Consider the following 21,979-nt stretch of genomic DNA (forward strand, 5'->3'; position numbering starts at 1 on the left):
AAAGTTTAACATAAGTGTGTAGCAGCTAAAGCCTTGCACTAAAGTGCAAGGTTTTGACTAGCTATCTGGGAGCAATAAAACTGTGAATTCTTAAAAAATATAATTATGGAATTAAAAGAAGATAAAAAAATAGTTTTTTGTATACGAGAACGAGAAAACCGACATGAGAATGGACAAGGCTTCCTAAGGCCGGTTTTTGAAGAAACTATTGATGGTTTGAGGCCTGTAAATGAGCAAGAATTTTTAAAAAATGGACTTATTCACGTCACTAAAGGGTATAGCAAATTCATTAATTCACAAGAAGGACAGTTTTATAAAGTAGAAGTCAATGTTTCTCTCTCATGGGATGAAAACAATAGTCATGATGGAATTTCTAAATATGTAACTTTTGACAAGTTTGCAGAAATTTCGAAATACTTAGATGTAAATTTGTTAATTGATACTGATTACCCTGATCCTGCACAAAGTGATGGAATGGTATGTTTTTCTAACTCTATCCCCTGTAGTGCGTTCTTTATTTCTTGTACTAATGAGAGTGGTAGGAGATTAGTTATTGGCCCTGTAGAGGTTCTAAGGGAAAGTGTTAGGGAAGAAAGTGGAGGATATTATTTCAAGTACAGGGCTCCAGATAAACCTTTTGGTGGAAAATGGCGGCGAATAAGTGGCGTTTCACATAGTACGAAGGCTTTTGATTACGATTTAATACCGGATGGTGTTATTTTCTCAGCATTGGGAAATAAGTATTTGGTTAATTGTGATTTTTTACCTCATGAATCTTCGACTTTACTAGATTTAAGCAGTGATGATAATATTATTCGCTGGGCATCAAGATTATTAAAGGATCAAAATATTGGAGTTGGGAATCAATTTTCTCAATTAAAAGACAAGTTAAATCAACTTTCTAGTGATTCACATATACCAGACGATGTATTTGAACTTCGGAAGAAAAGACTAATTAGTTTCCCTGATAAATTAGGCAAGATGGAAGGTTTCGGACAAATTCTATCTGATTTTTTAAGGTCTGATGAAGGCCAAGAAAAAATAAAAAATTATGTTAATACAAATAGAGATAGCTTACTAAGTAGGTATTTTGAAGAAGAGCTCAAAAAAAATACTTTAGAAGCAGAAAAAGCCGCTCAGGAAGAAATTGCATTAAAAGCACAAAAGCTTCAGCAGTTAAAGTCTGAGATTAATGACCTAGAGAAATCAAAACCTGTTATTGAGCTTGAGGACATGAAACAAGAACTTATTGCAATCCGTGAAGAAAAAGATATCGTATATAATGTTTCTGAACTTAAAACGCATAAGAAAATTCTTATGGATGAGATCGAAAAAATCAAAAAGGAAAAGTCTAAAGCTGAGAATTTATTGGAAGAAACACAAGATACAATAAATCAATCACAAACAAAGCATACATCAACATTAATTGAACTTAAAATGGGTTTAGATGCTATTTCTGGAAATATTAATTTAACTGATGAGATTAAAGCCGATATAAAAAAGAATATCACTTTTGAAAAGATTAACAGCGAGAATGACAAAGCTAGGTTAGATGTTATTAAAATTTTGACCAATAATTTAAGCAAAAGAAGAAGAGTTGTTAATCAAGATGATGTCGCAATATTGTTGACTTGTATTATTCAAAATTTAATAGTCACTTTAGCTGGTAAGCCTGGTAGTGGAAAATCTTCTACTGTAGGAGAAATAGCTCATGTATTGGGTATACAGAAAGAAAATAAATATGCGCACATTCAAGTGCAAAGAGGATGGAGCTCTGATAGGGACTTATTAGGGTTTTATAATAAACTCAATAATAGTTATGAACCCGATTGTTTTGGTCTATATCGGCTTATTAATGGACTTCAGGAAATACCATCTGAACAACAATTTTCAATTGCTTTGTTAGATGAAGCAAATTTAAGTTCAATTGAACATTATTGGTCTGTATTTATGGGAGCCTGTGATAATTCCGATAGTTTTTCTATACCAGGAACTAAACGAGGTGAAGTTTTATCTTTACCTAAAGGATTAAGGTTTGTTGCTACTGTTAATTACGACAGGACAACAGAGCCATTATCTGCAAGATTCCTAGATCGAAGTCCAGTAATTTATATAGAAAATTCTATTAGTGGTTTGTTGAGTCAGGAATATTCAGAAAATAATGAGGATACAATTTCTCAATTTTCATTGAATGAACTTGAAGAGCTTTTCAATAAACATAAAACTCTTGATTTTAAAACGGATGAAAGACGCATTATGGAAGAAATTATTGAAAAACATCGCTTTATAGATATTGGGCATCGGAAATTAAAAGCAATCTGCGCCTTCACAGAAACATTAAGATATGTTCTGAGCGAAGACCACTCTGAAATGTTAAAAGCGTTTGATTATGCCATTTTAGTTTATGTGCTTCCCCTTATAAATGGGCAAGGAAGGGAGTATTCTAAAGCTATCAAAGAATTCAATGATTATTTATCATCTCAAGGGCTTCTTAGGTCATCTAAGAGATTGAGATCTATTATTTCTAATAGCCAATTTGAAGCGTATTCTTTTTTCTCATGATTGACTCCGTTGAGTTAATACCTGTTCTTAAAAATGGAAATTTTTCGGATGAAGAAAATAGATTAGGTTTGTGGCCTCCACGAAGAAAAGCTATAAAGATCAGTGCTGACTTTAATGTAAGGGATTATTATTTTAGCGTTAGAACTAAAGAGAAATGTGAGGATGTAAAAATTATAATTAATAGATTTGAAATCCTGTCTTTAAGATCTTTCAAAAAAGATGATACTTTTGAGTATAAAACTGATTATTTATCAGCAAGATATTTTTTAGGATTTAATTTAGGTATATTTGAGCTTGATTTGGAAGTTGGTCATACAAAGTATCGACTGGCAACACTTAATAACAAACAAGGTTTGCTATCAGGGAAAAAGTTGGAATTAATGTATGAAAACGTAGCCAAATCAGATTTCTTTAATTTTTATATTTCTAGTTTTTATCGATCTAATACGTTGGCAAAAGAAACTAGCGATACAAATTCATCTCATTTTTGGCTGAGAATTGCATTAACTTACGAGCTGCATGAAGAAATTAAAAAGTTTTTTATCGGTGAATTAAGTTTTTTCACTAATATTCATAAAAAATCTGTTACTAAAAGCTATAGCAAAAACTCACTTGTTTCTGATAAAGATATCGGATGGCTAATAGAACATCCAGATGAGTTAAGTTTATCTTCAACAGTTATTGTTTCATATGGTGGATTAAATTTTGATATAAACAAAATGAGTCAGACAATAATGTCTACTAATTATGATACATATGAAAACCGTTTATTGCTGACATGTTTGTATTCCATAAAATCAAAGCTGTACGAGTTATCTGAGGAGTACAAAGATACAAAATTATTTCCTCACAGTTCTGTTCATCGCCTGATAGACAATAATGGTGAAATTATTTCATCTTTAAATTCTAAATTAAAATTATCACCCCCATTTGAAACATTTCCTGAGTATAGTAATAAATTCTTTGATGATGTGCGTTATATTAATTTATATTCTCTTATTTCTCGTTGGCACACAGTAAACAATTTAAGTTATGGAAATGAATTCAGAAGCCCAATTTTAGGAGTTACAGAAATTTTTGAGCATTTCTGCTTCATTAAAATAATTGAATCTATATTGGATAATGGTTTTGCTTTAGATGATTTGATTCGTAAGGATAAAGGTACAGCTGGATTAGTACAGCTTGAACGTGATGATGAGGTTGTATCTATTTTTTATGAACCTCGTATATCAAAAAAAATAGATGGACCTCTAGTCAATTCAAAAGTTCGAAGTTCTGGGTATTTGCCAGATATAGTTGTAATCTATGAGAAGGGGAACGTGATAAGGCGAGGAATTATTGACGCAAAATTCTCTACTATAGAAACTATTGAAAAAACTTTAGGTCCAGAGATTTATTATAAATATGGATTATTTTTACATGGTCAAGATAGACAGCCATTAGACTTTGTTTTTGCTATGTATCCTAGTGTCGACGAAAAATGTATGGTTAGTTACGCAAGAGATAATAACTTTATTGATAATGTAAAACCTGCTTTAGGAAGTTTTTCTATTCCATTTGATAGTAATGCTGCAAGTGAAATATCACATTTTATTTTACCTATGATATTAGGAGAGGCTTCCAGCCTAATCCTGGGACAGACCGTAATGAAAAGTTTATCGAACACCACAATGGATTTAAGATTGCTATATTAGGAGAATCTGAATCTGATGATTGTTCACGTGATACTGCAAAATAGATAAATGTAGTTTCAGCTAGCCAGCAAGAACTAACCGGTGGTGGGTTAAATCTGTTATTAGGCATGAATATCTCGTCCAAATTCGACTTTATTAATTAATAGTCCAATGACAATATCATGCATTTGTTCTATTTTGGAAAAACAGATTGTTCGACGCGTTAAGGTTCTGTCTGATTTGTGTTTGTTCTTGAATGCACTTTCAATGGTGGAATTAGCCTCGTTATCTTCCAGTCCTATCTGTTTGGCTGTGGTTAATAAATCATGTCTGTAACTGTCATATAAGTGCCCATAACCATTCGCATAGAGTAGCGAAAAGATATTAAACGCTGACTTATTAAGCTGGGTATTCCTTTCCCCATCTTTTGCGCTCCCAAGTATGGTTAGTTCATCACTAACCCCTCGCTGCCAGCCATGGAGAGCGAACGCGAGGGCTGGTAGTCCCCAGAAGGCGTAGGGCCGTTGTTTTGTCGGAATCGTAGCGCTAGCGTAGGTGTAGACAAAATAAAAGACATTCCGAAACGCCGTCCAGTCATTTGAGGGAGTGCTACGTAGCCAGCACCGAGTTTACGATGGTGTGGCGAAGTGGCACGTACGCAGGACGTCTGGGGCGCCGAAGGCATTAGCGGTCGCGTTAAGTTTTTGCCGCTTGCTTGGGCAGGGATGCCCAAAACAAGCTTTCGCAAAAATAGCGACTCCCCGCTTTAAAATGTACCTTTCTTTGGCTTTCTCATTTATTGGGTCTTTTGGGGGTGTATCAGCAGGTACAGTCTCAAATTGAGCATCAAACTGGGATTCATTGGCTAGCTTTGGGGTTACGTCAATATCCAGCATTGAAGCATCCTCCTTGATGTAAATATTTTCATCGAATGAAGTATAACAAAACCTGTTTATATCCTTACAGGCTCTATCTATCGGTACATTAAACTGTTCTTTGAACAACTTTTCTACATGCTCGAATATGACTTTAAATTCTGCGTCATTTCTATAGGTGGGCACATGTAGCCCGACTTTAAGCCCATTCCCACTAGGTGATATAAAGACAAAGCGCACACACTCATGGCTAGCTATCCTATCTTTTATGGTTTCTACGTCATTAATGGGAAGGTTGTCTATATCAACCAAGAATGTATTTGTGCAACTATCAGGATTAAAGCATTCCCTTGTCCTTTCGCCAAGAAACACTCCTGAAAAGGTGTAGTCCTCCAACCCTCCTTTTATATCGTCATAAGTCCCCTTGTTACCACGAGATAAAGCATCACGGGCATTAAATACTTCCTGACTACCCGTTTTAATAGCCTCTAACGCTTCTCTTATGGTGCAGGTATCCCTCGGCTGGTCTGCCATGTGATGGGCATATCTAGCCATGACTGGGGGGGGAGTTGCTCTGCTTTTGCTTGTTTAGTATCCAAGGCAGGCGTGTTTATTTCTATTTTATTGGAATTATTTAACATATCATTTAATTGATTTATATATCTTTATGTAAGAAACCACCCTTTTAGTTCTCTTTGATAGGGTGCAATTCTTTGATAAATAAATACAAAATGATATAATCTACTTTACTAAATCATGCTAGGTGTATGTTTAGTTTTGTAAATTAGTCATCAGTGTTCCCCTATCAATTGAGGCCGTGAAACTAACCTCGCCACAAGAGAGCTCATAAAGCACTGTAAAGACATTCCTGTTATTATTGCGTTTTGAACTGCCCGAATGGTATACGAGCTGATACGAGATATTCTTGCCTGGAAAAATAATGGATTCACAAAACGATCTCGTTTTTGGGCCTGTTGCTGCCTAATCTCCAGAGCCTCGCTATATTTTTTATCCGATGGATGAATCAATTCTGGCTGTTGTGTTTTTGAAATCTCTTCAAATACGCGCATTAAATTATAGCTCATTGCAGTCAGGCGCATTTGATTTTCAAGTGAGCGGGTATTGGAAGACCAAGCTTTAGTTTCCTTGAAATTACTTTTAGTGTTATTGAATGTCTTTTCAATCGTCCATCGCTTGAAATACAGCATGGCAATGGTTCCAGGGTTAATAGTCATTGGCAAGGTTGTCACAAACCGGTGAAGTTTTCCGGTTTCTGGATCACGGTAATCCACCACGTTAAATTTGATGCCCTTGTTTTCGTACACACTGTATGCTTCAACCCCTGTATTGATCTCATGGCGGGAGTCAAAAGGGATAGACTCAACCAGAGTCGCAATTGAATTTTCTTTTAGCATTGAAATCATGTAATTAGCATGTCGTTTCTGCCGATCCCACCAGACAAAGTCGGTGACGGCTTTATCGTAGACATAGAGATGTTTCTGAGAGCTGTTATTTCCCTTGTTTTGCTTTTCAATATGATCTCGTAACACAGGTATTTCTTGATGCCTCTGAGTTCCGTTTGTCACCAGACAAAGAAATCTGAGCAACCCACTTCTGAGATTCAACGCGTAAATCCCCCCGGCCGCATAAACTTTCCCCTTGCTGTTTTTTTCAGTATGGCAGGCATGATCAATAAAATGTCCATCCGCTGCTTCTATGGTGTATTCGTCAAGTTCTGGGAATGCTTTAAGATAATCAATGCCTTGCGATAGCAGTGTTTCAGAGTGAAGATGGTAGCTCTGCTGTTCAAATGCCTCAAGCATACTTGTTCGTCTATGCGACTTCAGTGATTTAAAATACGTTGAGTGGGGAAGCAGCTGGCCATAAATCTGTTCATTGGTTTGGAGGAAATGGCGACCACTATCGACTACACTGATACAGCGTAATAACCCAAGGCGAATAAAGTCGATATCCTTCAACTCTGGGCATGAACGAGCCCACAAAGGATGACGCTCTGCTAACAGGGCACGTTCCATACTTTCATTGCAGTGTTGGTGAATATGTTCAGAGAGTGGTAGGTCTTTAAGCATGGGTGATATCCGTTTATGAGGTGATTAAAACGGAAATTTTTAGAAAAATTTTTTCGGCAATTGCAAGCTTTATTTGAAATTATTTGTTGTTTTTTTACGGTGCCTACAGAGTGTCTATTTGCTGTTATAAGTGATTAAAATCAAAAAGATGGAAATATTCGAGTGGTGCTACCTTCAGGTAGGTTATAGGCTGCTTTGTTTAGGTACTTCTTCTTTCAATGGGAACACTGATGAAATTAGTAGTAAATCGTTTTGTATTTATTGACTTTTTTGTACTTATTAGCTCTTTTATTAGTTGTCCATTTTGCACCTCCTTTGTTGTGTGAATTGGTGGGTTGATTGATTCTTGTTGCTTGTATGTTCATTTATTTACAGTCGCTTAAAATCAGGGAAACGGAGCCTAAGCGGAGTGATGATATTTAGTCCCTGGTAGGCGACAGGGCAATTCGCTGATCCGAAGTGCGCTAGTAGCGCGCGAGGTAGGCAAGAATTGCATTCCGAATAGCCGTCCAGCCATTTGAGGTAGTCTTAACGGAGCAGGGTTTTGTGAGTAGTTGAGACGGACGCAGGGCGACCAGGGCATCTCCCATTCGCTGCGTAGGCGAATGAATGTTGGTGACAGGAGTCCCAGAATGTTGTGAGGTAGCATGGCGCGCCTGTGACTGTATCAATCTCCCTGTCGCCGATCCGTGTCTTGGTTTCGACGACCTCGGGTCGCTCCTCAATACTGACCCGGTTTCTTATTTGACCTCGCTTATCCTTTGCCCCGTATTTCTTCTTACGCTTCTTGTGACTTTGTCTCAGATGCTTATATAACTCACCACCCTGGCGTTTATCAGCCCAGACATGTTGATAAATTCGCTCATGACTAATACGAATATTCTCTTCTTTTTCTAACCAGCCAGACACTTGTTCGGGACTCCAATCCAGCCGTATCCCGGTTTCAATTAAATTGACCACCTCTACGGTCATTTTAATCGATCTTTCTGTTGCTTGCCTACGCCTCTCGGCCTTGATGTGGGCTTGTTTAGGGCGGTATCCACGTTTCCCTGTATTACGGTCAAGTTCACGGCTGATCGTTGGCGGTGACACGCCAAGAATTAGGGCTATGTCTTTTTGAAGGGTTTCTACTTTCAATAAGGCTGAAATCTGGTATCGTTGTCCTTCGGTCAGTTGCTTGTATTGATTCATATGCTTCCTCATCTTTGGTCGGATTGAAAAAGCCTGAACTATACATCAGCTGGCCCTCTCAGTCTCTTAAAAATGAATTGCACTTGTTAGTTGAATCTAAGACCTATATAAATCAATCGCTTATAGGCTGTAAAATTCATAAAAATGAGTGTATTTTCATTTTGGCGAAGGTATTGAAATATAAAATGGCTTTTTATGCGGGTTTTATTTCATGCGTCATGGCTGGGCTGAAGGATGCATTAAAGTAGATGCTTAACGGTGACATAGCCTAAAAAAAGGATAGGGAATTAAACTTTATTCCGTAACTCATCGTTAATAATTAAGTGGTATTTTAGCGTTAAACCTATTCATAGATTAGGGTGATTGACTAATCAAAAAACGACTTATAATCGCCATTTATTCTAGTGATAAATCCAATTATTACGGCTCACTTAGAGTTAACCAATTTTTACTTCATCGATTTTTTATAGTTATGATCACTACAATTTTTGCTACAAAATCATCTACCAAAACCAGTATGGCAGTTTCTACTGCTATTTATTTAAAAAATAAAGGGGTGGATGTTTTACTTTGTGATTTAGATTCACAGAAATCTGCTGTTATTTGGATGGAATATAGAGACTCTGATCCAACATTGGTATCTGTTCCTACAGTAGAGAAATCTGGGTCAACAGTTTATTCATCGTTGAAAGAGTTATCTTCTAAATATGACCATTTAATTTGTGATTGTGGTGGAAAGAATGATGTTAGTGGGCGTTACGCTCTATTAGTTAGTGATGTGGTTATTATCCCTGTATTTCCTTCTAATATAAGTTTAATGACATTAAATCAGTCATTAAGGTCTATAGAGGAAGCAAAGGTTCAAAATGAAAAACTTAAAGCAATTATTGTTTTAACTGGGGTCAATTCCAACCCACGAATAAAAGATACTGATGAAGCAAGAGAGGCAATTACAGATCTAATTTCTAAATATGACTATGTATCTTTAGCTAGAGGGTTTATTACAACAAGAAAAATTTGGGCAGATATTAGCTGTACTGGACAAGGGGTAACAGAAACATCAAATGAGAAAGCAGTTTCTCAATTCATAGAGCTAATGAATGAGGTGTTAATTTAATGGCCATTGGTAAAATTTCAAGAACAATTGCTGGAGAAATCCCGGAAACTACTCAAGAATTTATTGCTAATTCGGAGAATTATATTCCACCTTCAGTGAACCCATTTGATTCTGGGTTGTTAAAGGATTTAACGTTAGATGAACTTGCGAGTAGGTATCATGATATAGATCACCAAAGCCAGTTATTCAAAGGTCAAATTTTACTTGAAGCTAGAAATAGGTTCCAGTCAAACATAGATTTTGGTAAATGGCTTTCCGTAAACTTTACGGAACTAAACAGCAGTAATACAGGTAAATTAATAAATCTAGCTAAATTTTTTAATGAAGGAAGATCGCTTGATGGTATCCCTGTATCTGCGGGATACCTTTTGGCCGCCCCTGGTAATAAAGACATAGCTCCAAAAATTTATGATGATATAAAAGAAAAAGATCTCAAACTAGAAGAAATTAAAGAAATTATCAATGGATATAAAAGCAACCTTAGTAAGACGGTTAAAACAAAGAAAAACAAAAATAACAGTAAGTTAGATAATGATGTTCTTGCTTTTGTCTCTAACCTTTTAGAAAAAACTTTCATAGGTAAGTCAGACGCGTTTATTACGGCGGTTCTTGAAGAAGCATTACGTATATTAAAAATTAGATAGAACGATATACCCAGAGAGTAAAAGGTGCGCTGAGCTTTAAAGGTGTCTGATATTCGCGTAGTGGATGGTATGACTCAATCAGTGAGAATAGGCGCGCCATGCTACCTCACAACATTCTGGGACTCCTGTCACCAACATTCATTCGCCTACGCAGCGAATGGGAGATGCCCTGGTCGCCCTGCGTCCGTCTCAACTACGCACAAAACCCTGCTCCGTTAAGACTACCTCAAATGGCTGGACGGCTATTCGGAATGCAATTCTTGCCTCCCTCGCGCGCTACTAGCGCACTTCGGATCAGCGAATTGCCCTGTCGCCTACCAGGGACTAAAAATCATCACTCCGCTTAGGCTCCGTTTCCCTGATTTTAAGCGAAAAAATTTCACAAAAAGAAGCGTCCTGTGGGGGTTCTGTCGCAAAAAACAAAATCACCCTATTACCTACGATCATAAGACTTAATTTCGTCCAAAGAAGGTTCGCATGTTTAATTAAAAATGGTGCTATTTTTCAAGTTATTATTTTCCTGAATGCAACATGGTACTTGGCTTTACCACTAGATTATCGTAATTTTAATGATGGGCTGATAAGATTTTTCTCCTGCATGGTGTTTTATCCATTTGTCCCATAAAAACAGGTAACAGTTGATTTTTTACACAAACATTTGTTTTTGCGACAGAACCGTTTTTATTTCCCCACATTGACGGAGTTCTTGTTTTGCCAAAATGATTTGATTAGCTAGTTCAAAATGAGCTTTGTCTATTTCAAATTCTAGAGTCAAAAACAGGCGCCTTAAATTACGTCTAATAGTGACCTTATTTTGACGATAGTATTGCCAGATAAATTGTTTCTTATCCAGTTCAACTTTAGCCATAAAATCAGCGACGGATGCTAAATCTGATTGAGGTAATATCTTGTAAATATTCTTGAGCAAGGCCTTTGCCAGCATAGTCTCATCATTAGCGCTGTTGGCCAGAACATGTAAAACATCCGATACTTTCTTAATCTGTTTGCTCAGCCGATTAGCTTCTTTGGCTATTTGTGTATCGCTATATTGGCTTGCGCTCTGTTCGTACTTTCTGATCCCTCGATAAAAACCGTTAGTCAAATTATCATTGATGTGGCCATAACGTTGACAGAGAAATGAGACAATATAAATACTGGCCTTAGCCGGTGTAAATTGTTTCAACTGCGAGGTTCGGTAGTTTTGGAACATATCGCTGTAAAATCGAATATTTCCTTCTGAAATATGCGCCTGTTCCAAAATCGTTTTCGCTTGTAAAAATATAGGTTCCAGTTTTTGTTTAGGAACGTGCACGAAATAACTTGAGCAAGTATTGAAAAAAACGCCCAGACTACGCAAAAATGTTTATGAAAAAACAAGATGCGTATAGAATTGCAAAATGATTGAAGCATACCCACAAAAGATAGAAACGCAGATGCAAGAACTATACAACCGTCTGCTAGAGAAACATAAACGCTTATATGCCGGTATTGAAGCCTTAAAACTAGCTTACGGTGGTGTCACTTATATCGCTAAGCTTTTTAATTGCTCGCGTAATACTATTAAACACGGGCTAGAAGAACTGGGTGCAGAAGAAATACTTCCTCGAATTCGCAACCGAAAAAAGGGCGGTGGTCGAAAGGCTATCCTTGATAAAGAGCCTGACATCAATGAGGTTTTTCTGTGTTTGATAAAAGAGCATACCGCTGGTAACCCAATGGATGAAACACAAAAATGGACGAACTTAACACGCGCTAATATGAGTTATTTATTAGCTCGTGAAGGCTTTAAAGTGAGCCGCAATGTTGTTAGAAAACTATTGAAAAACAATGGCTATGTGAAGCGCAAACCGTTAAAAAATAAAGCGGGTGGCGGACATGTGGATCGTAATTCTCAATTTGAGCGTATTGCCGAATTAAAAGATATCTATACTGCTGAGGGCAATCCTATCCTCAGTGTGGATACCAATAAAAAAGAAAAAACAGGCGCGCCATGCTACCTCACGAAATTCTGGGACTCCTGTCGCCATAATTCGTTCACCTACGCAGCGGATGGGAGATGCCCTGAACGCCCTGCGTCCGCAACGACTACGCACAAAAGCCGCTTCGTCATTACTACCTCACTGGCTGGACGGCTATTCGGAATGCAATTCTTGCTCCTCTCGCGTGCTGCTAGCACACGTCGAATCAGCGAATTGCCCTGTCGCCTATCAGGGACTAAAAATCACCACTTCGCTAAGCTCCGTTTCCCTGATTTTCAGCGTAGGTAATTTGTCTCGTGAAGGTAAAATATATACCACTGAAACTATTGAGGTTTATGATCATGATTTTCCTTCATTAGCCGAAGGGGTTGCTGTACCCCATACAGTTTATGATCAAGCCCGCAATGAGGCTTATGTCACTGTCGGGACAAGTCGTGATACCAGTGAATTTGCCTGTGACTCGCTTCGGCATTGGTGGTACAACTACGGCATCTTATACTATGCTAATGCGACTTCCATTTTAATGCTGATGGATGGTGGCGGTAGTAATTCATCCCGTCACTATATTTTCAAGCAAGATCTACAAGCCTTAGCAACAGAAATTGGCGTTGAAATACGTGTTGCACATTATCCACCCTATACTTCCAAATGGAACCCGGTGGAACATAAGGCCTTTCCTCATATCACTCGCGCTTTGCAAGGTGTCGTATTAACAAGCCATCAACTCACAAAAGAATTGATAGAAACGACAACAAAGAAAGGTTTAAAAGTCTTTGCCTCTATTTTAAATAGAATTTATGAAACGGGTAGAAAGGTGGCGAAAGGGTTTAAAGAATCAATGACTATTATATTTGATGAGTTTCTTGGCCAGTGGAATTATGTCACTGTTCCTGAAAATTGATTTTAGAAGTTGCTCAAGTTATTTCATGCACGTTCCTTAGCGAATAATATGCCGTTTATGTACAATACCCCTATAACCTTTACACTTTCGATCATACCTCAATAAAAGCCATTTTTCCTCAACAAACTGTTGACTTCCGTTTATATAAAGACGACTATAAGTAGCACTAAACACTTATTATTTGAGCTTAACCATGCAAACACAAACTTCCGCACAGCCACTTTTAAAGAACAGGTACGAAGACAGTACTAAGGAAAAGTCAGAGGGGGCTACATACACGCCAGCAATATTTGCGGATTTTGTGGCAGAGAAAATAGTTAATAATACAAGGATATTACCAACCAATAAAACTCTGAGGGTTTTAGACCCTGCGATTGGTGATGGTGAATTATTACTTCATCTGATTGGGCGGTTATTACAACAAGATGGAGTAAATCTTGAGGTGTATGGTTTTGAAACCAATGAAATCGCACTTAACTTAGCAAAAAAGCGAATTAAGCAAGCATTTCCTGACGTACAATTAAATTTTAAACTACATAATTTCTTGGAGTTTGTCCTTGAACATCACGGCTGCGAAGAAAATATTGGTCTATTCAGAGAAGAAAAACCTGAAAAATATGACCTCATAATTGCTAATCCTCCTTATGTCCGAACACAAATTATGGGAAGTAAACAAGCTCAAATGCTTGCGGATCAATTTGGCCTATCTGGCCGAGTTGATCTTTATCATCCTTTTCTTTTAGGAATGGCGAGAATTCTCAAACCCTGTGGGACAGCAGGAATTATCGTCTCTAACCGTTTCATGACAACAAAATCAGGTGCATCAGTTCGCAAAGCCCTCTTAACCCAATTTAATATTAAGCATGTATGGGATTTAGGGGATACTAAGCTCTTTGATGCTGCTGTGCTGCCTGCTGTGCTTCTACTAGAAGGAAAAAATGGCCATAAGTTAGAGACACCGAAGTTTACGTCTATTTACCAAACAACAAAGAAAGCCACCACTGTTACGGTTGATCCAATAGACGCATTGTCAAAGGATGGCGTTGTTGCAATAGAGGATGGGCGATGTTTTGATATACAACACGGGGAGTTAAATACAAGCGGCACTATTGATGGTGTGTGGCGCATTTCCACAAAAGAGGTCGATACTTGGTTATCAATAGTTAAAGAAAATAGTTGGGGCACATTTAGAGATATAGGAAAGGTGCGTGTTGGTGTCAAAACATGCGCAGACAAGGTTTTTATCCGTTCTGACTGGAACGAAATGCAAGAAAAAGAACGCCCAGAACTCATTAAAACACTTATAACACATCATATAGCGAGGCGTTTTAAGGTTTTACCAGATAAGCCAAAAAAAATTCTGTATCCACAGGAGGTAAGACAAGGCAATAGGTGTGCAATAGATTTAAGTGAATATCCAAAAAGCAGAGCGTACCTTGAGAAACACAGAAATATTTTAGAGAAACGAAAATATGTTATTGAAGCAGGCAGAGAATGGTATGAAATATGGGTACCACAAGACCCTGAAGCATGGAAACAACCGAAGCTGGTTTTTCGAGATATTTCAGAAGAACCTATCTTTTGGATTGACCTAGATGGTTCTATTGTAAATGGGGACTGTTATTGGTTGATATGTAAAAACTCATCGCAAACAGACTTGCTATGGCTGGCCGTAGCTGTCGGAAACTCAACCTTTATTGAGCGTTTCTACGATTATAGTTTCAATAACAAGCTCTATGCAGGTAGGCGGCGTTTTATAACGCAATATGTTGAACAATTTCCAGTTCCTGATCCTCAAACCACTATTGGACAAGCAATCATTACAAAGGCGAAGTATATTTACGATAATGTATCTTCGCCAGATATAAATAAGCACCAGAAAGAGCTAGACCACATGATATGGGATGCGTTTGGGTTAATCTTCGAAAAAGTCTGAGGGTAAAGGTATTTGAAGTTTTTTATTAAGAATTTTTCCCTGAAATTGAGTAAAACGGGGGAAAAAACTCTCACCAGTAGTTAAGAAAAAATGTGTAAGACATACATGTTGTCCGTCTGTTTCTGCATAGAATAAAGCATATCGCACATCACAATGGCGAATTTGTTTCCCGCCAATATTAGGAACGCTTAGTGCTTCCGTACTGTCTGGACAAACAAGACCAAGATCAATAGTTGGTGATGTTTGTAGTTTTACTTCAAGTAATTGGTGTCGTACATCGGGGAATTGTCCATCATCTCGGTAATCAGAATACCCAAGATGCTCACAAATAAGCCTATGCAAATCTGCGCCACGGTTTCTTTCCTGATCATGCCCTTTGTCAGGGAAAGACATCCCAATAAGAATTTTAAGTTTCTCAAATATTGTTTCAATCGGAAGTAACTGATTGATAGTAGGATAACTTACTGGACTAATATTATTCGTAAGATCAACATCGGGGCGTACAAAAGGTTTGATAACATTGGTATCTTCATCGACAATTAGCTCTTCATTTGTATCGTTTAGTATAAGCCTCGCCTGATACTTCTGTGTAAGTGTTCCTGTTGTGTCTAGCATAGACAGAGTATCACCAGTAACAACTTTGACTTTTGTTATCAAGTCATCATCATTTACTCGGATAATGACATATCGTCGCGTGGGTGAAAGTTCTTCATTCCAAACTTGCAGATTATTAGACTTTTGAACGTATGTGTCGAACATTTGCCCTGAGAACCGTGGCTGGGTTTTCTTAAAGGAAGAGGGAACAGGATAACCGAGAGCCTTACAAACTTCTTCCTTTACTACCTTAGATCGTGTTCTTAGTGGCAAACCAGCAAGGGAAAATCCAATAAGTCCTTTATTGAGTAAAAATTCTAGTTCTGGAACTGGTATCCAGAGGTTATGATCGCCAATATCAATATGATCATAAATAGTAAGGCCGCTATTACGTATGGCCTCTACATACTTTTCAGGGGTAATTAATCCATCAATCATTGATTGCTCTCCTAGTCAATAATTCTGGAACACTGACACCAAGAGTTGTTGACAATGCTTCCAAAGTACTAAGAGTGACGTTGCGCTCACCTCTTTCTACAGAACCAATATAGGTTCTGTGAAGTTCGCACATATCGGCAAGTTCTTCTTGAGATAAATGTTTAGATTTTCTGAAAGTACGGATGTTATCCGCAAGGATTTGTGTAATCTCTTGACTGGGTTTTCTTAGCTCTTTTTCTACCATAATCCCTTAACATTATCAGTAATAATAAAGGTTAAATGTGGCACAAGATGATTATAAGTCTACACACTATAGGTAGCTTTTTTATCGATTCAAATACTTATTTCTTTCCTCACTCGACGAAAATGGGACGGGCGCCGCAATGGATTTTATATAAGATATTGTTTTTAATGATGCATTATTGGTAGCGGTGGGTGATTTGAACACCCGACACATGGATTATGATTCCACTGCTCTAACCCCTGAGCTACACCGCCATAAAGAAGAATACAGGGTCGATTAATAATCGATGGCGTATATGGCCAATTTTCAGGTTTTTTGTCAAGTTAATAGAAAAACAAAAATCGAATAAAATAAAATAACCCCGCTAAAAAAGGCGGCTGAATAGGGCAGGGAAGGAATTTTAAAAAGGAATGTCAATTCATCCGGCACAAGGCAGAAAACGCCGCTTTCGGCATTGTTGCGGTCTATAAAGTCCTCGTCTTTCATGATTTGCTCGGCGGTCATATTGAAGTTTTCCGTTGTGGCATTCACCGCGCCAATAGAACCGCCTAACCTAATAATCGGCTGGCCTTTGGTTTCGTAGTCCCGTGTATATGACATTTATTCGCCTTCCTTAATTCGGCGGCTCTATGCTGTTTTCTTTTATGTCAGGTATGGCATTTCGTATCGCGACCTTGAAGAAATCATGGAAGAAAGAGGTGTTGAAGTGGATCATGCTACGCTCAATCGTTGGGTTATCCATTATTCGCATGCCATTGCTGTAAAAGCTAAATCTCAGAAACGAGAAACCAATAAATCGTGGCGCATGGATGAAACGTATATCAAAGTGAAGGGGCAGTGGACCTATTTATACCGAGCTGTTGATAGTCACGGGGATACGCTTGATTTTATGCTTTCTGAGCGCCGTGATGAAGAGGCTGCAACCGCATTTTTTAAACAAACGATTAACAATAATGGCTTTCCTGATAAGGTCGTTATGGATAAAAGTGGCGCTAACTATGCAGGATTAGCCAATATTAACCTCTTGTTAATCCTCGCTGGGTTTGCCACTATGATCGACATATTACAGGTTAAATATTTGAATAACATCATCGAACAGGATCATCGATTTATCAAAAAAATAACAAAACCGATGACGGGCTTTAAAGCGTTTCACTCCGCTCAAGCAACCATTGATGGAATTGAAACGGCACATATGATCCGAAAGGGACAGTTGTCTGAGGAAAGTATTCCTGCTTATAAGCAGTTTATGGCTTTAGCAGGATAGTTATGCCTGAAGACCAGTAGGTCTGCGCTTTTGATAATTATTGCGACAGAACCGCGTAAAGTCCTGATCTTCAACTTGCTTTTGTTCTTGTTGAATTCTGAATTCTTCAACATAGTCTATTGCGTGGTTAATAGAGGCTGTTGCCAGCACTGCATTAAAGCGGCGGTGATTGGTTGCTGCATCGTGCTTTGCCAATATCTTTTTTACCACCGCGTGATAGGGTAGGGTCTCACCTTTTTTTTGTTCTTTACCCTTCTTTCCTTCGCCAAAATAATCAATATGAAAGCTGAGTACGTTTCTATCGTCAATGGCATTGGTAATGGTGTAGGCATGCAGTTCTTTTTCAAAGAGATTTTCGGTCGTTTTAAATGATCCGTCTGTACCATCCACTTGTGTGTAGCTTGAGTTCTCATCAAAAATGGGTGTTCCAGTAAATCCAAACAGCTGTGCTTTGGGGAAGAATTCTTTAATGGATTTATGGTTTTCACCGAATTGCGAACGGTGGCATTCGTCAAAGATAAACACGACACGCTTGTTTCGTAGGGAGGCTAAACGTTCTTTGTAGGTTTTTTTCCCTCTTTAAGCCTGCTTTTATTGCGCTTGCTATTTTCGTCCAGTGCTAACCCCAGTTTTTGAATGGTCGTAACGATGACCTTATCGGCGTAGTCATCAGATAGCATACGACGAACAAGCGTTTCAGTATTGGTGTTTTCTTCTACACAACCTTCTTGGAACTTATTAAATTCTTCACGGGTTTGGCGATCTAAATCCTTTCGATCAACCACAAATAAGCATTTTTCAATATCTGGATTATCTTTAAGTAGCGTGGCCGCTTTAAAGGATGTTAGTGTTTTACCTGATCCGGTGGTGTGCCAAATATAACCATTGCCACGGTTTTGTTGAATGCAGTCAACGATGGCTTTAACCGCATATATTTGATATGGACGCATCATCATCAGCTTTCTTTCTGACGCCACAAGTACCATGTAGCGGCTGATATTCTGGCCTAAAGTACATTTAGCTAAAAAGTCTTTGGCAAAGGCGTGTAGGTGAGTAATTTTATTATTATCTTTATCTGCCCACTGATAAATAGGTAGGAATCGTTCATCTGCATTAAAACTAAAGTGTTCATTGCGGTTATTAGCAAAGTAGTAAGTACTATATTCATTACTGACAATAAATAGCTGCATAAAGCACATAATGGTATTGCCATAGCCATTGCCGGAATCGTTTTTGTAGTTAACAATTTGCTCCATGGCTCGTCGGGTAACGATCTGGTGGCTTTTTAACTCAATTTGCGCGACAGGAATGCCATTGATGAGTAATATTACATCGTAACGGTGGTGGCTGTTATCGGTGTTAATTTGTAACTGGTTAATAACCTCAAATCATGACGGGAAATGGACGAATATATCCCGTTTTTATAAATTCGATGATTTGGGAGTAGTGAAACTGAGGGAAGTTGATTATATTACGAGTAGAGGTCGCATACAAATGACTCAGGAGTTAATTAATGAGGATGTTAACGGTATACCCGCGACATATCTAGTTAATGTGAGTAATTCAGGGGCAGCTGTATCTTTAGTCTCTTGGGCAACGGATTCAAAAAAGTACGTACTGTATGCTGAGAAAAACGGGGCTAAGGATGAGGGGGTGAAACAGAGACTCCTAGAATTGGCACGATCTATCCCAGCGGATTAAAGCACACAGGCGGGTTCTGTCGCAAAAGATACGTATTTGTGTAAACCTGGTTATGAACCTGTTTTTATTCTTCGCCCAGGGGGTAAGTAACTTTTTTTATCGTATCTGGAATTTTCTATCTTGGACGCGCCTGATGTTTTTACAATTGAATCCGAGTACTCTAAAAAGGATAACTCACAGTACACATGGCGAGCCAGCTCTTCGCTAAGGCGTTTTAACAGCCGCTGTCAGCCCCGGACGGGCTGATAGTCTCCAGAAGGCGCAGGGAAATTTGCCAATCCGAAGTGCGCGATAGCGCGCGAGGGAGGCTAAAATTTTATCCCGAATAGCCGTAGAGCCATTTGTGGTAGCCATGACTGAGCTGCTTTGTGCTCAGTCTGTGGCGGACGCAGGGCGGCTGGAGCATCTCCTATTCGCTGCGTAGGTGAACGAATTACGGCGACAGGAGTCCCGGAATTTCGTGAGGTAGCATGGCGCGCCTGTAACCCCTATCATACATACCCGTTAAAGGTTTTTGTGGGTCTTTAAGGGGCTTACATGTCCCCCCCAATAAGCGATTGACTAATTTGGGTGTGTGGTATGTGGTTTGTTATAGCTGTTACAGAAAACAAAGATTAAGCGGTAAACCATTTCAAAATAAAGGGTTGGCTTATTGCAACAAGCAACAGTATTCTGGGGACTCTTTACCCTAGGGAGGAAGTAACTTTTTAAACTTCATAATAAAACGCTATTTAGTGTACAATATAATATAGATTGTACTATATCTATAATCATTTTATAATCAAAGACTAGGGTTACTGTCATGTACAACCTATGGATATTTATACGAAATCATTACATTTACAATTTAGGGTTTTATAGTTACTCCTCTTTGGGGATAACACGCGTATGACTTCATTTCAACTAATTATTAAACGTGAATGAAATCAATTTCTTGCTCAATTAGGATAAATTATCATGGCTGAGGGGAACCATAGATTCCCTTTGGGTTTAATTACTGCAATCTCTTAAACTGTAATATAACCAATCGCTTGTTCATCAGAGCAATTTGAGTAGACCTTTAATTTAGCAGACTCTCAGCCCTAGGGGAAAGTAACTTTTTTAGCGTATACTCGATATATGAAGATTCCCTTATATAAAAAAATACAAGGGAATCTGACTCTAATGGGTTGAGCTATCAGCTTTACTTAAAGGCGGCATAAAATAAGCCCTCCTATTGTGCTTCACATTAAGCCCCTTTAACACTTTTTTTACAGCCATCTGGTTCGACCTGTTAGTTATTATACTCTCAGGCAGCTCATTGATTATCTCGGAGTTAGTCATTTTAATTGTTCTATTACTAAGTACCTCACCCGTTTTGTCATCAGTAAACTCAAATACCTCCAAAACTATATCTTTCAATGACCTATTGTCAGGATAACCTAAGATTTCCGCACGTAGAGCCTCTTCTTCGGGCGTAAGCCACCATTGCGCCCCATGTGTATAGGCATGCCAGATAAACGCCCACAAGTCTGTATAATCAAAATTAGAAACGCGTGGATAATCTAACCGACCTTTAGCAATAACGGGTAGAAGCCTTCTATCCCACCTAGCACCTTTGGGTGGATATTCTCCCTCAACAGAAGTCATACACGATACATGCCTACGTATGACTGTAGGTTTCCTAGCGTACGTTAATCTTATTTCATCCACCTCTTTTGCCAAAAAACCTTTTAACTCGGGCAGCCCTTTCTTCTTCAACGCAGGGTCTAGGCCTGCAAGTTCAGGTATCCAGCACCTAAGAATATTAAGCATAGAATCCCGGTCTTTTGTATCTAGGCGAACAGAGTCTTTTATGTATTTATGAAGTGCCGCAGGGAGTAGGTATTTAATAAATGAAGTTTTATGGAGTCCTTGATCTCCACCTAGCACCAGCACACATTCATATTTGGGGATAGCATCTGGATGCTATCCTTCATGCTTTGCCATATCAGCGGCCGCACAGCATTGTATTAGCCATCTATACATGGCGACCTTAACCCATTCCTTATCTTTCACTGGCAAGTTATCTACAAGTTCATGGACTGGGTTATTTGTCTTGGTGCGTGTAATGCCTGTAAGCCAATCTCTAACGGGATTAATAACATTGCTTTCAATGATAGATCCTAACTGTTCATCAACAATCGTCCTGCTAAGCTTGTAGTTCCTGCAAATAACTTTGGTGTACGCTACCAAGTCTTTCAATCGCTGAAAATCAGGGAAACGGAGCCTAAGCGAAGTGATGATTTTTAGTCCGCGATAGCCGTAGGGCCGTTATTTTGTCGGAGTCTGAGCGTTAGCGAAGGTGGAGACAAAATAAAAGGCCATCCGACACGGCGTCAAGTCATTTGGAGCCTATGTTCCGACCCCTTGTTGGGTCGGGACGAGGTGACGAGGACGAATCGGGGCCGCCGGAGGCATAAGTGGTCGCGTTAAGTTTTTGCTGCTTGCTTGGGCTGGGATGCCCAAAACAAGCTTTCGCAAAAATAGCGACTCCCCGATCATTCCCTTCTACGCCGGGAACGCCTTTAATTGCAGGTGCGTTCAACATTTCATCATAACGGGCATCCACGCCAAAGTGTTTCATCAGCCCTTCAAGCTCTCCACGTTCCCCGGGGTGCAGCAGGGGTGTTTTTTTGTCCATTTCTCTATATCCTTTGCAGTGTTAATTTATTTATTAATCTAAGTTCTGTCGCTTTTCATACCTCCACATTTATGAGGATGGAATAGGTGGTTTAACATCTACCTA

Annotated in this window: 21 protein-coding genes, 1 tRNA gene and 3 pseudogenes; 10 read left to right on the plus strand and 15 right to left on the minus strand. The window is 38.7% G+C overall.

Features of this window, described 5'->3' with window-relative positions:
• Positions 1-105: 105 nt before the first annotated feature.
• On the plus strand, positions 106-2,562 hold the full coding sequence (locus K6984_RS21185; protein WP_221897306.1) for a hypothetical protein: 2,457 nt from the start codon (positions 106-108) through the stop codon (positions 2,560-2,562).
• The gene (locus tag K6984_RS21190; RefSeq protein ID WP_221897307.1) at positions 2,559-4,256 is read left to right on the plus strand and encodes a hypothetical protein; all 1,698 of its coding nucleotides are present in this window, start codon (positions 2,559-2,561) and stop codon (positions 4,254-4,256) included. Before K6984_RS21185 ends, K6984_RS21190 begins: the two co-directional genes overlap by 4 nt.
• A gap of 101 nt (positions 4,257-4,357) precedes the next feature.
• Here the strand turns inward: K6984_RS21190 and K6984_RS36465 are convergent.
• From K6984_RS36465 to K6984_RS21210, 6 genes and pseudogenes are all read right to left on the minus strand, one after another.
• A pseudogene (locus tag K6984_RS36465) lies at positions 4,358-4,462 on the minus strand (IS1 family transposase); the annotation flags it as partial.
• Between the two features lie 218 nt (positions 4,463-4,680).
• Positions 4,681-4,983 carry a hypothetical protein gene (locus tag K6984_RS21195; RefSeq protein ID WP_221897308.1) on the minus strand — a complete coding sequence of 101 codons (303 nt, stop codon included), beginning with the start codon at positions 4,981-4,983 and terminating at the stop codon, positions 4,681-4,683.
• Positions 4,865-5,665, minus strand: a complete 801-nt coding sequence (locus K6984_RS36470; RefSeq protein ID WP_221897309.1) for a BT4734/BF3469 family protein — start codon at positions 5,663-5,665, stop codon at positions 4,865-4,867. The genes K6984_RS21195 and K6984_RS36470 overlap by 119 nt, the downstream gene beginning before the upstream one ends.
• A 236-nt stretch (positions 5,666-5,901) precedes the next feature.
• Positions 5,902-7,200 (minus strand): transposase, encoded by a 1,299-nt coding sequence (locus tag K6984_RS21205; protein WP_221894003.1) that lies wholly within the window; start codon positions 7,198-7,200, stop codon positions 5,902-5,904.
• A 464-nt stretch (positions 7,201-7,664) separates the two neighbouring features.
• The gene (locus K6984_RS34470; RefSeq protein WP_263458829.1) at positions 7,665-7,790 is read right to left on the minus strand and encodes a hypothetical protein; all 126 of its coding nucleotides are present in this window, start codon (positions 7,788-7,790) and stop codon (positions 7,665-7,667) included.
• Positions 7,791-7,911: 121 nt separating this feature from the next.
• Positions 7,912-8,403 (minus strand): annotated as a pseudogene (locus tag K6984_RS21210) (IS30 family transposase); the annotation flags it as partial.
• 460 nt (positions 8,404-8,863) lie between these two features.
• On the opposite strand from K6984_RS21210, the gene K6984_RS21215 reads away from it, so the two are divergent.
• The 3 genes from K6984_RS21215 to K6984_RS34475 all read left to right on the plus strand — a co-directional run bounded on the left by K6984_RS21215 (position 8,864) and on the right by K6984_RS34475 (position 10,435).
• Complete coding sequence (locus tag K6984_RS21215; protein ID WP_087871030.1) at positions 8,864-9,508, plus strand: AAA family ATPase; 645 nt, start codon at positions 8,864-8,866, stop codon at positions 9,506-9,508.
• Positions 9,508-10,152: a hypothetical protein gene (locus K6984_RS21220; RefSeq protein ID WP_087871031.1), complete on the plus strand. Its 645-nt coding sequence runs from the start codon at positions 9,508-9,510 to the stop codon at positions 10,150-10,152. The genes K6984_RS21215 and K6984_RS21220 overlap by 1 nt, the downstream gene beginning before the upstream one ends.
• Before the next feature lie 157 nt (positions 10,153-10,309).
• Positions 10,310-10,435 carry a hypothetical protein gene (locus K6984_RS34475; RefSeq protein WP_263458613.1) on the plus strand — a complete coding sequence of 42 codons (126 nt, stop codon included), beginning with the start codon at positions 10,310-10,312 and terminating at the stop codon, positions 10,433-10,435.
• 363 nt (positions 10,436-10,798) lie between these two features.
• Here K6984_RS34475 and K6984_RS21225 read toward each other — a convergent pair whose 3' ends face one another.
• Positions 10,799-11,509, minus strand: coding sequence for a hypothetical protein (locus tag K6984_RS21225; RefSeq protein WP_221897311.1), 711 nt, complete (start codon positions 11,507-11,509; stop codon positions 10,799-10,801).
• A gap of 358 nt (positions 11,510-11,867) precedes the next feature.
• Between K6984_RS21225 and K6984_RS31520 the strand changes: the two genes are divergently transcribed.
• From K6984_RS31520 to K6984_RS21240, 3 genes are all read left to right on the plus strand, one after another.
• Positions 11,868-12,419, plus strand: a complete 552-nt coding sequence (locus K6984_RS31520; RefSeq protein ID WP_230988227.1) for an ISAzo13-like element transposase-related protein — start codon at positions 11,868-11,870, stop codon at positions 12,417-12,419.
• On the plus strand, positions 12,316-13,032 hold the full coding sequence (locus K6984_RS21235) for an ISAzo13 family transposase (RefSeq protein WP_230988228.1): 717 nt from the start codon (positions 12,316-12,318) through the stop codon (positions 13,030-13,032). The genes K6984_RS31520 and K6984_RS21235 overlap by 104 nt, the downstream gene beginning before the upstream one ends.
• Positions 13,033-13,225: 193 nt before the next feature.
• Positions 13,226-14,968: an Eco57I restriction-modification methylase domain-containing protein gene (locus K6984_RS21240; protein ID WP_221897313.1), complete on the plus strand. Its 1,743-nt coding sequence runs from the start codon at positions 13,226-13,228 to the stop codon at positions 14,966-14,968.
• Here K6984_RS21240 and K6984_RS21245 read toward each other — a convergent pair.
• The 4 genes from K6984_RS21245 to K6984_RS21260 form a co-directional block, all read right to left on the minus strand.
• A complete protein-coding gene (locus K6984_RS21245) occupies positions 14,948-16,000 on the minus strand; it encodes a restriction endonuclease (protein ID WP_221897314.1) in 1,053 nt (350 codons plus the stop codon). The genes K6984_RS21240 and K6984_RS21245 overlap by 21 nt on opposite strands.
• Positions 15,993-16,244 (minus strand): helix-turn-helix domain-containing protein, encoded by a 252-nt coding sequence (locus K6984_RS21250; RefSeq protein WP_221897315.1) that lies wholly within the window; start codon positions 16,242-16,244, stop codon positions 15,993-15,995. Before K6984_RS21250 ends, K6984_RS21245 begins: the two co-directional genes overlap by 8 nt.
• Before the next feature lie 179 nt (positions 16,245-16,423).
• Positions 16,424-16,498, minus strand: a tRNA-Met gene (locus K6984_RS21255).
• Positions 16,499-16,562: 64 nt separating this feature from the next.
• Complete coding sequence (locus K6984_RS21260) at positions 16,563-16,844, minus strand: hypothetical protein (protein ID WP_221897316.1); 282 nt, start codon at positions 16,842-16,844, stop codon at positions 16,563-16,565.
• On the opposite strand from K6984_RS21260, the gene K6984_RS21265 reads away from it, so the two are divergent.
• Positions 16,843-17,511, plus strand: a complete 669-nt coding sequence (locus tag K6984_RS21265; RefSeq protein WP_221897331.1) for an IS6 family transposase — start codon at positions 16,843-16,845, stop codon at positions 17,509-17,511. The genes K6984_RS21260 and K6984_RS21265 overlap by 2 nt on opposite strands.
• A 57-nt stretch (positions 17,512-17,568) precedes the next feature.
• Here the strand turns inward: K6984_RS21265 and K6984_RS21270 are convergent.
• Together K6984_RS21270 and K6984_RS21275 are read right to left on the minus strand one after the other, a co-directional pair.
• Positions 17,569-18,899, minus strand: a pseudogene (locus K6984_RS21270) (DEAD/DEAH box helicase family protein); the annotation flags it as partial.
• 517 nt (positions 18,900-19,416) lie between these two features.
• Positions 19,417-19,566: a hypothetical protein gene (locus tag K6984_RS21275; protein WP_221897317.1), complete on the minus strand. Its 150-nt coding sequence runs from the start codon at positions 19,564-19,566 to the stop codon at positions 19,417-19,419.
• Between the two features lie 12 nt (positions 19,567-19,578).
• Here K6984_RS21275 and K6984_RS21280 point away from each other — a divergent pair, with 12 nt between their 5' ends.
• Positions 19,579-19,740: a hypothetical protein gene (locus tag K6984_RS21280; RefSeq protein ID WP_221897318.1), complete on the plus strand. Its 162-nt coding sequence runs from the start codon at positions 19,579-19,581 to the stop codon at positions 19,738-19,740.
• A gap of 633 nt (positions 19,741-20,373) precedes the next feature.
• On the opposite strand, the gene K6984_RS21285 is transcribed toward K6984_RS21280, so the two are convergent.
• Positions 20,374-21,129 (minus strand): virulence-associated E family protein, encoded by a 756-nt coding sequence (locus tag K6984_RS21285; RefSeq protein WP_221897319.1) that lies wholly within the window; start codon positions 21,127-21,129, stop codon positions 20,374-20,376.
• A gap of 456 nt (positions 21,130-21,585) precedes the next feature.
• Entirely contained in the window at positions 21,586-21,714 is a 129-nt protein-coding gene (locus K6984_RS34480) for a hypothetical protein (protein ID WP_263458596.1), read from the minus strand.
• Positions 21,715-21,979 lie beyond the last annotated feature (265 nt).

The organism is Bathymodiolus japonicus methanotrophic gill symbiont (genome assembly GCF_019721995.1).
Taxonomy (GTDB): Bacteria; Pseudomonadota; Gammaproteobacteria; order Methylococcales; family Methylomonadaceae; genus Methyloprofundus.

Bases quoted from the DNA above. Each gene is read 5' to 3' on its own strand.
- K6984_RS21185 (WP_221897306.1), top strand. From the start codon at position 106: ATGGAATTAAAAGAAGATAAAAAAATAGTTTTTTGTATACGAGAACGA.
- K6984_RS34475 (WP_263458613.1), top strand. From the start codon at position 10,310: ATGGGAGATGCCCTGGTCGCCCTGCGTCCGTCTCAACTACGCACAAAA.
- K6984_RS36470 (WP_221897309.1), bottom strand. From the start codon at position 5,665: ATGGCTAGATATGCCCATCACATGGCAGACCAGCCGAGGGATACCTGC.
- K6984_RS21275 (WP_221897317.1), bottom strand. From the start codon at position 19,566: ATGGCTACCACAAATGGCTCTACGGCTATTCGGGATAAAATTTTAGCC.
- K6984_RS21240 (WP_221897313.1), top strand. From the start codon at position 13,226: ATGCAAACACAAACTTCCGCACAGCCACTTTTAAAGAACAGGTACGAA.
- K6984_RS34470 (WP_263458829.1), bottom strand. From the start codon at position 7,790: ATGGGAGATGCCCTGGTCGCCCTGCGTCCGTCTCAACTACTCACAAAA.
- K6984_RS21190 (WP_221897307.1), top strand. From the start codon at position 2,559: ATGATTGACTCCGTTGAGTTAATACCTGTTCTTAAAAATGGAAATTTT.
- K6984_RS21215 (WP_087871030.1), top strand. From the start codon at position 8,864: ATGATCACTACAATTTTTGCTACAAAATCATCTACCAAAACCAGTATG.
- K6984_RS21260 (WP_221897316.1), bottom strand. From the start codon at position 16,844: ATGTCATATACACGGGACTACGAAACCAAAGGCCAGCCGATTATTAGG.
- K6984_RS21250 (WP_221897315.1), bottom strand. From the start codon at position 16,244: ATGGTAGAAAAAGAGCTAAGAAAACCCAGTCAAGAGATTACACAAATC.
- K6984_RS21245 (WP_221897314.1), bottom strand. From the start codon at position 16,000: ATGATTGATGGATTAATTACCCCTGAAAAGTATGTAGAGGCCATACGT.
- K6984_RS21205 (WP_221894003.1), bottom strand. From the start codon at position 7,200: ATGCTTAAAGACCTACCACTCTCTGAACATATTCACCAACACTGCAAT.
- K6984_RS21220 (WP_087871031.1), top strand. From the start codon at position 9,508: ATGGCCATTGGTAAAATTTCAAGAACAATTGCTGGAGAAATCCCGGAA.
- K6984_RS31520 (WP_230988227.1), top strand. From the start codon at position 11,868: ATGGATGAAACACAAAAATGGACGAACTTAACACGCGCTAATATGAGT.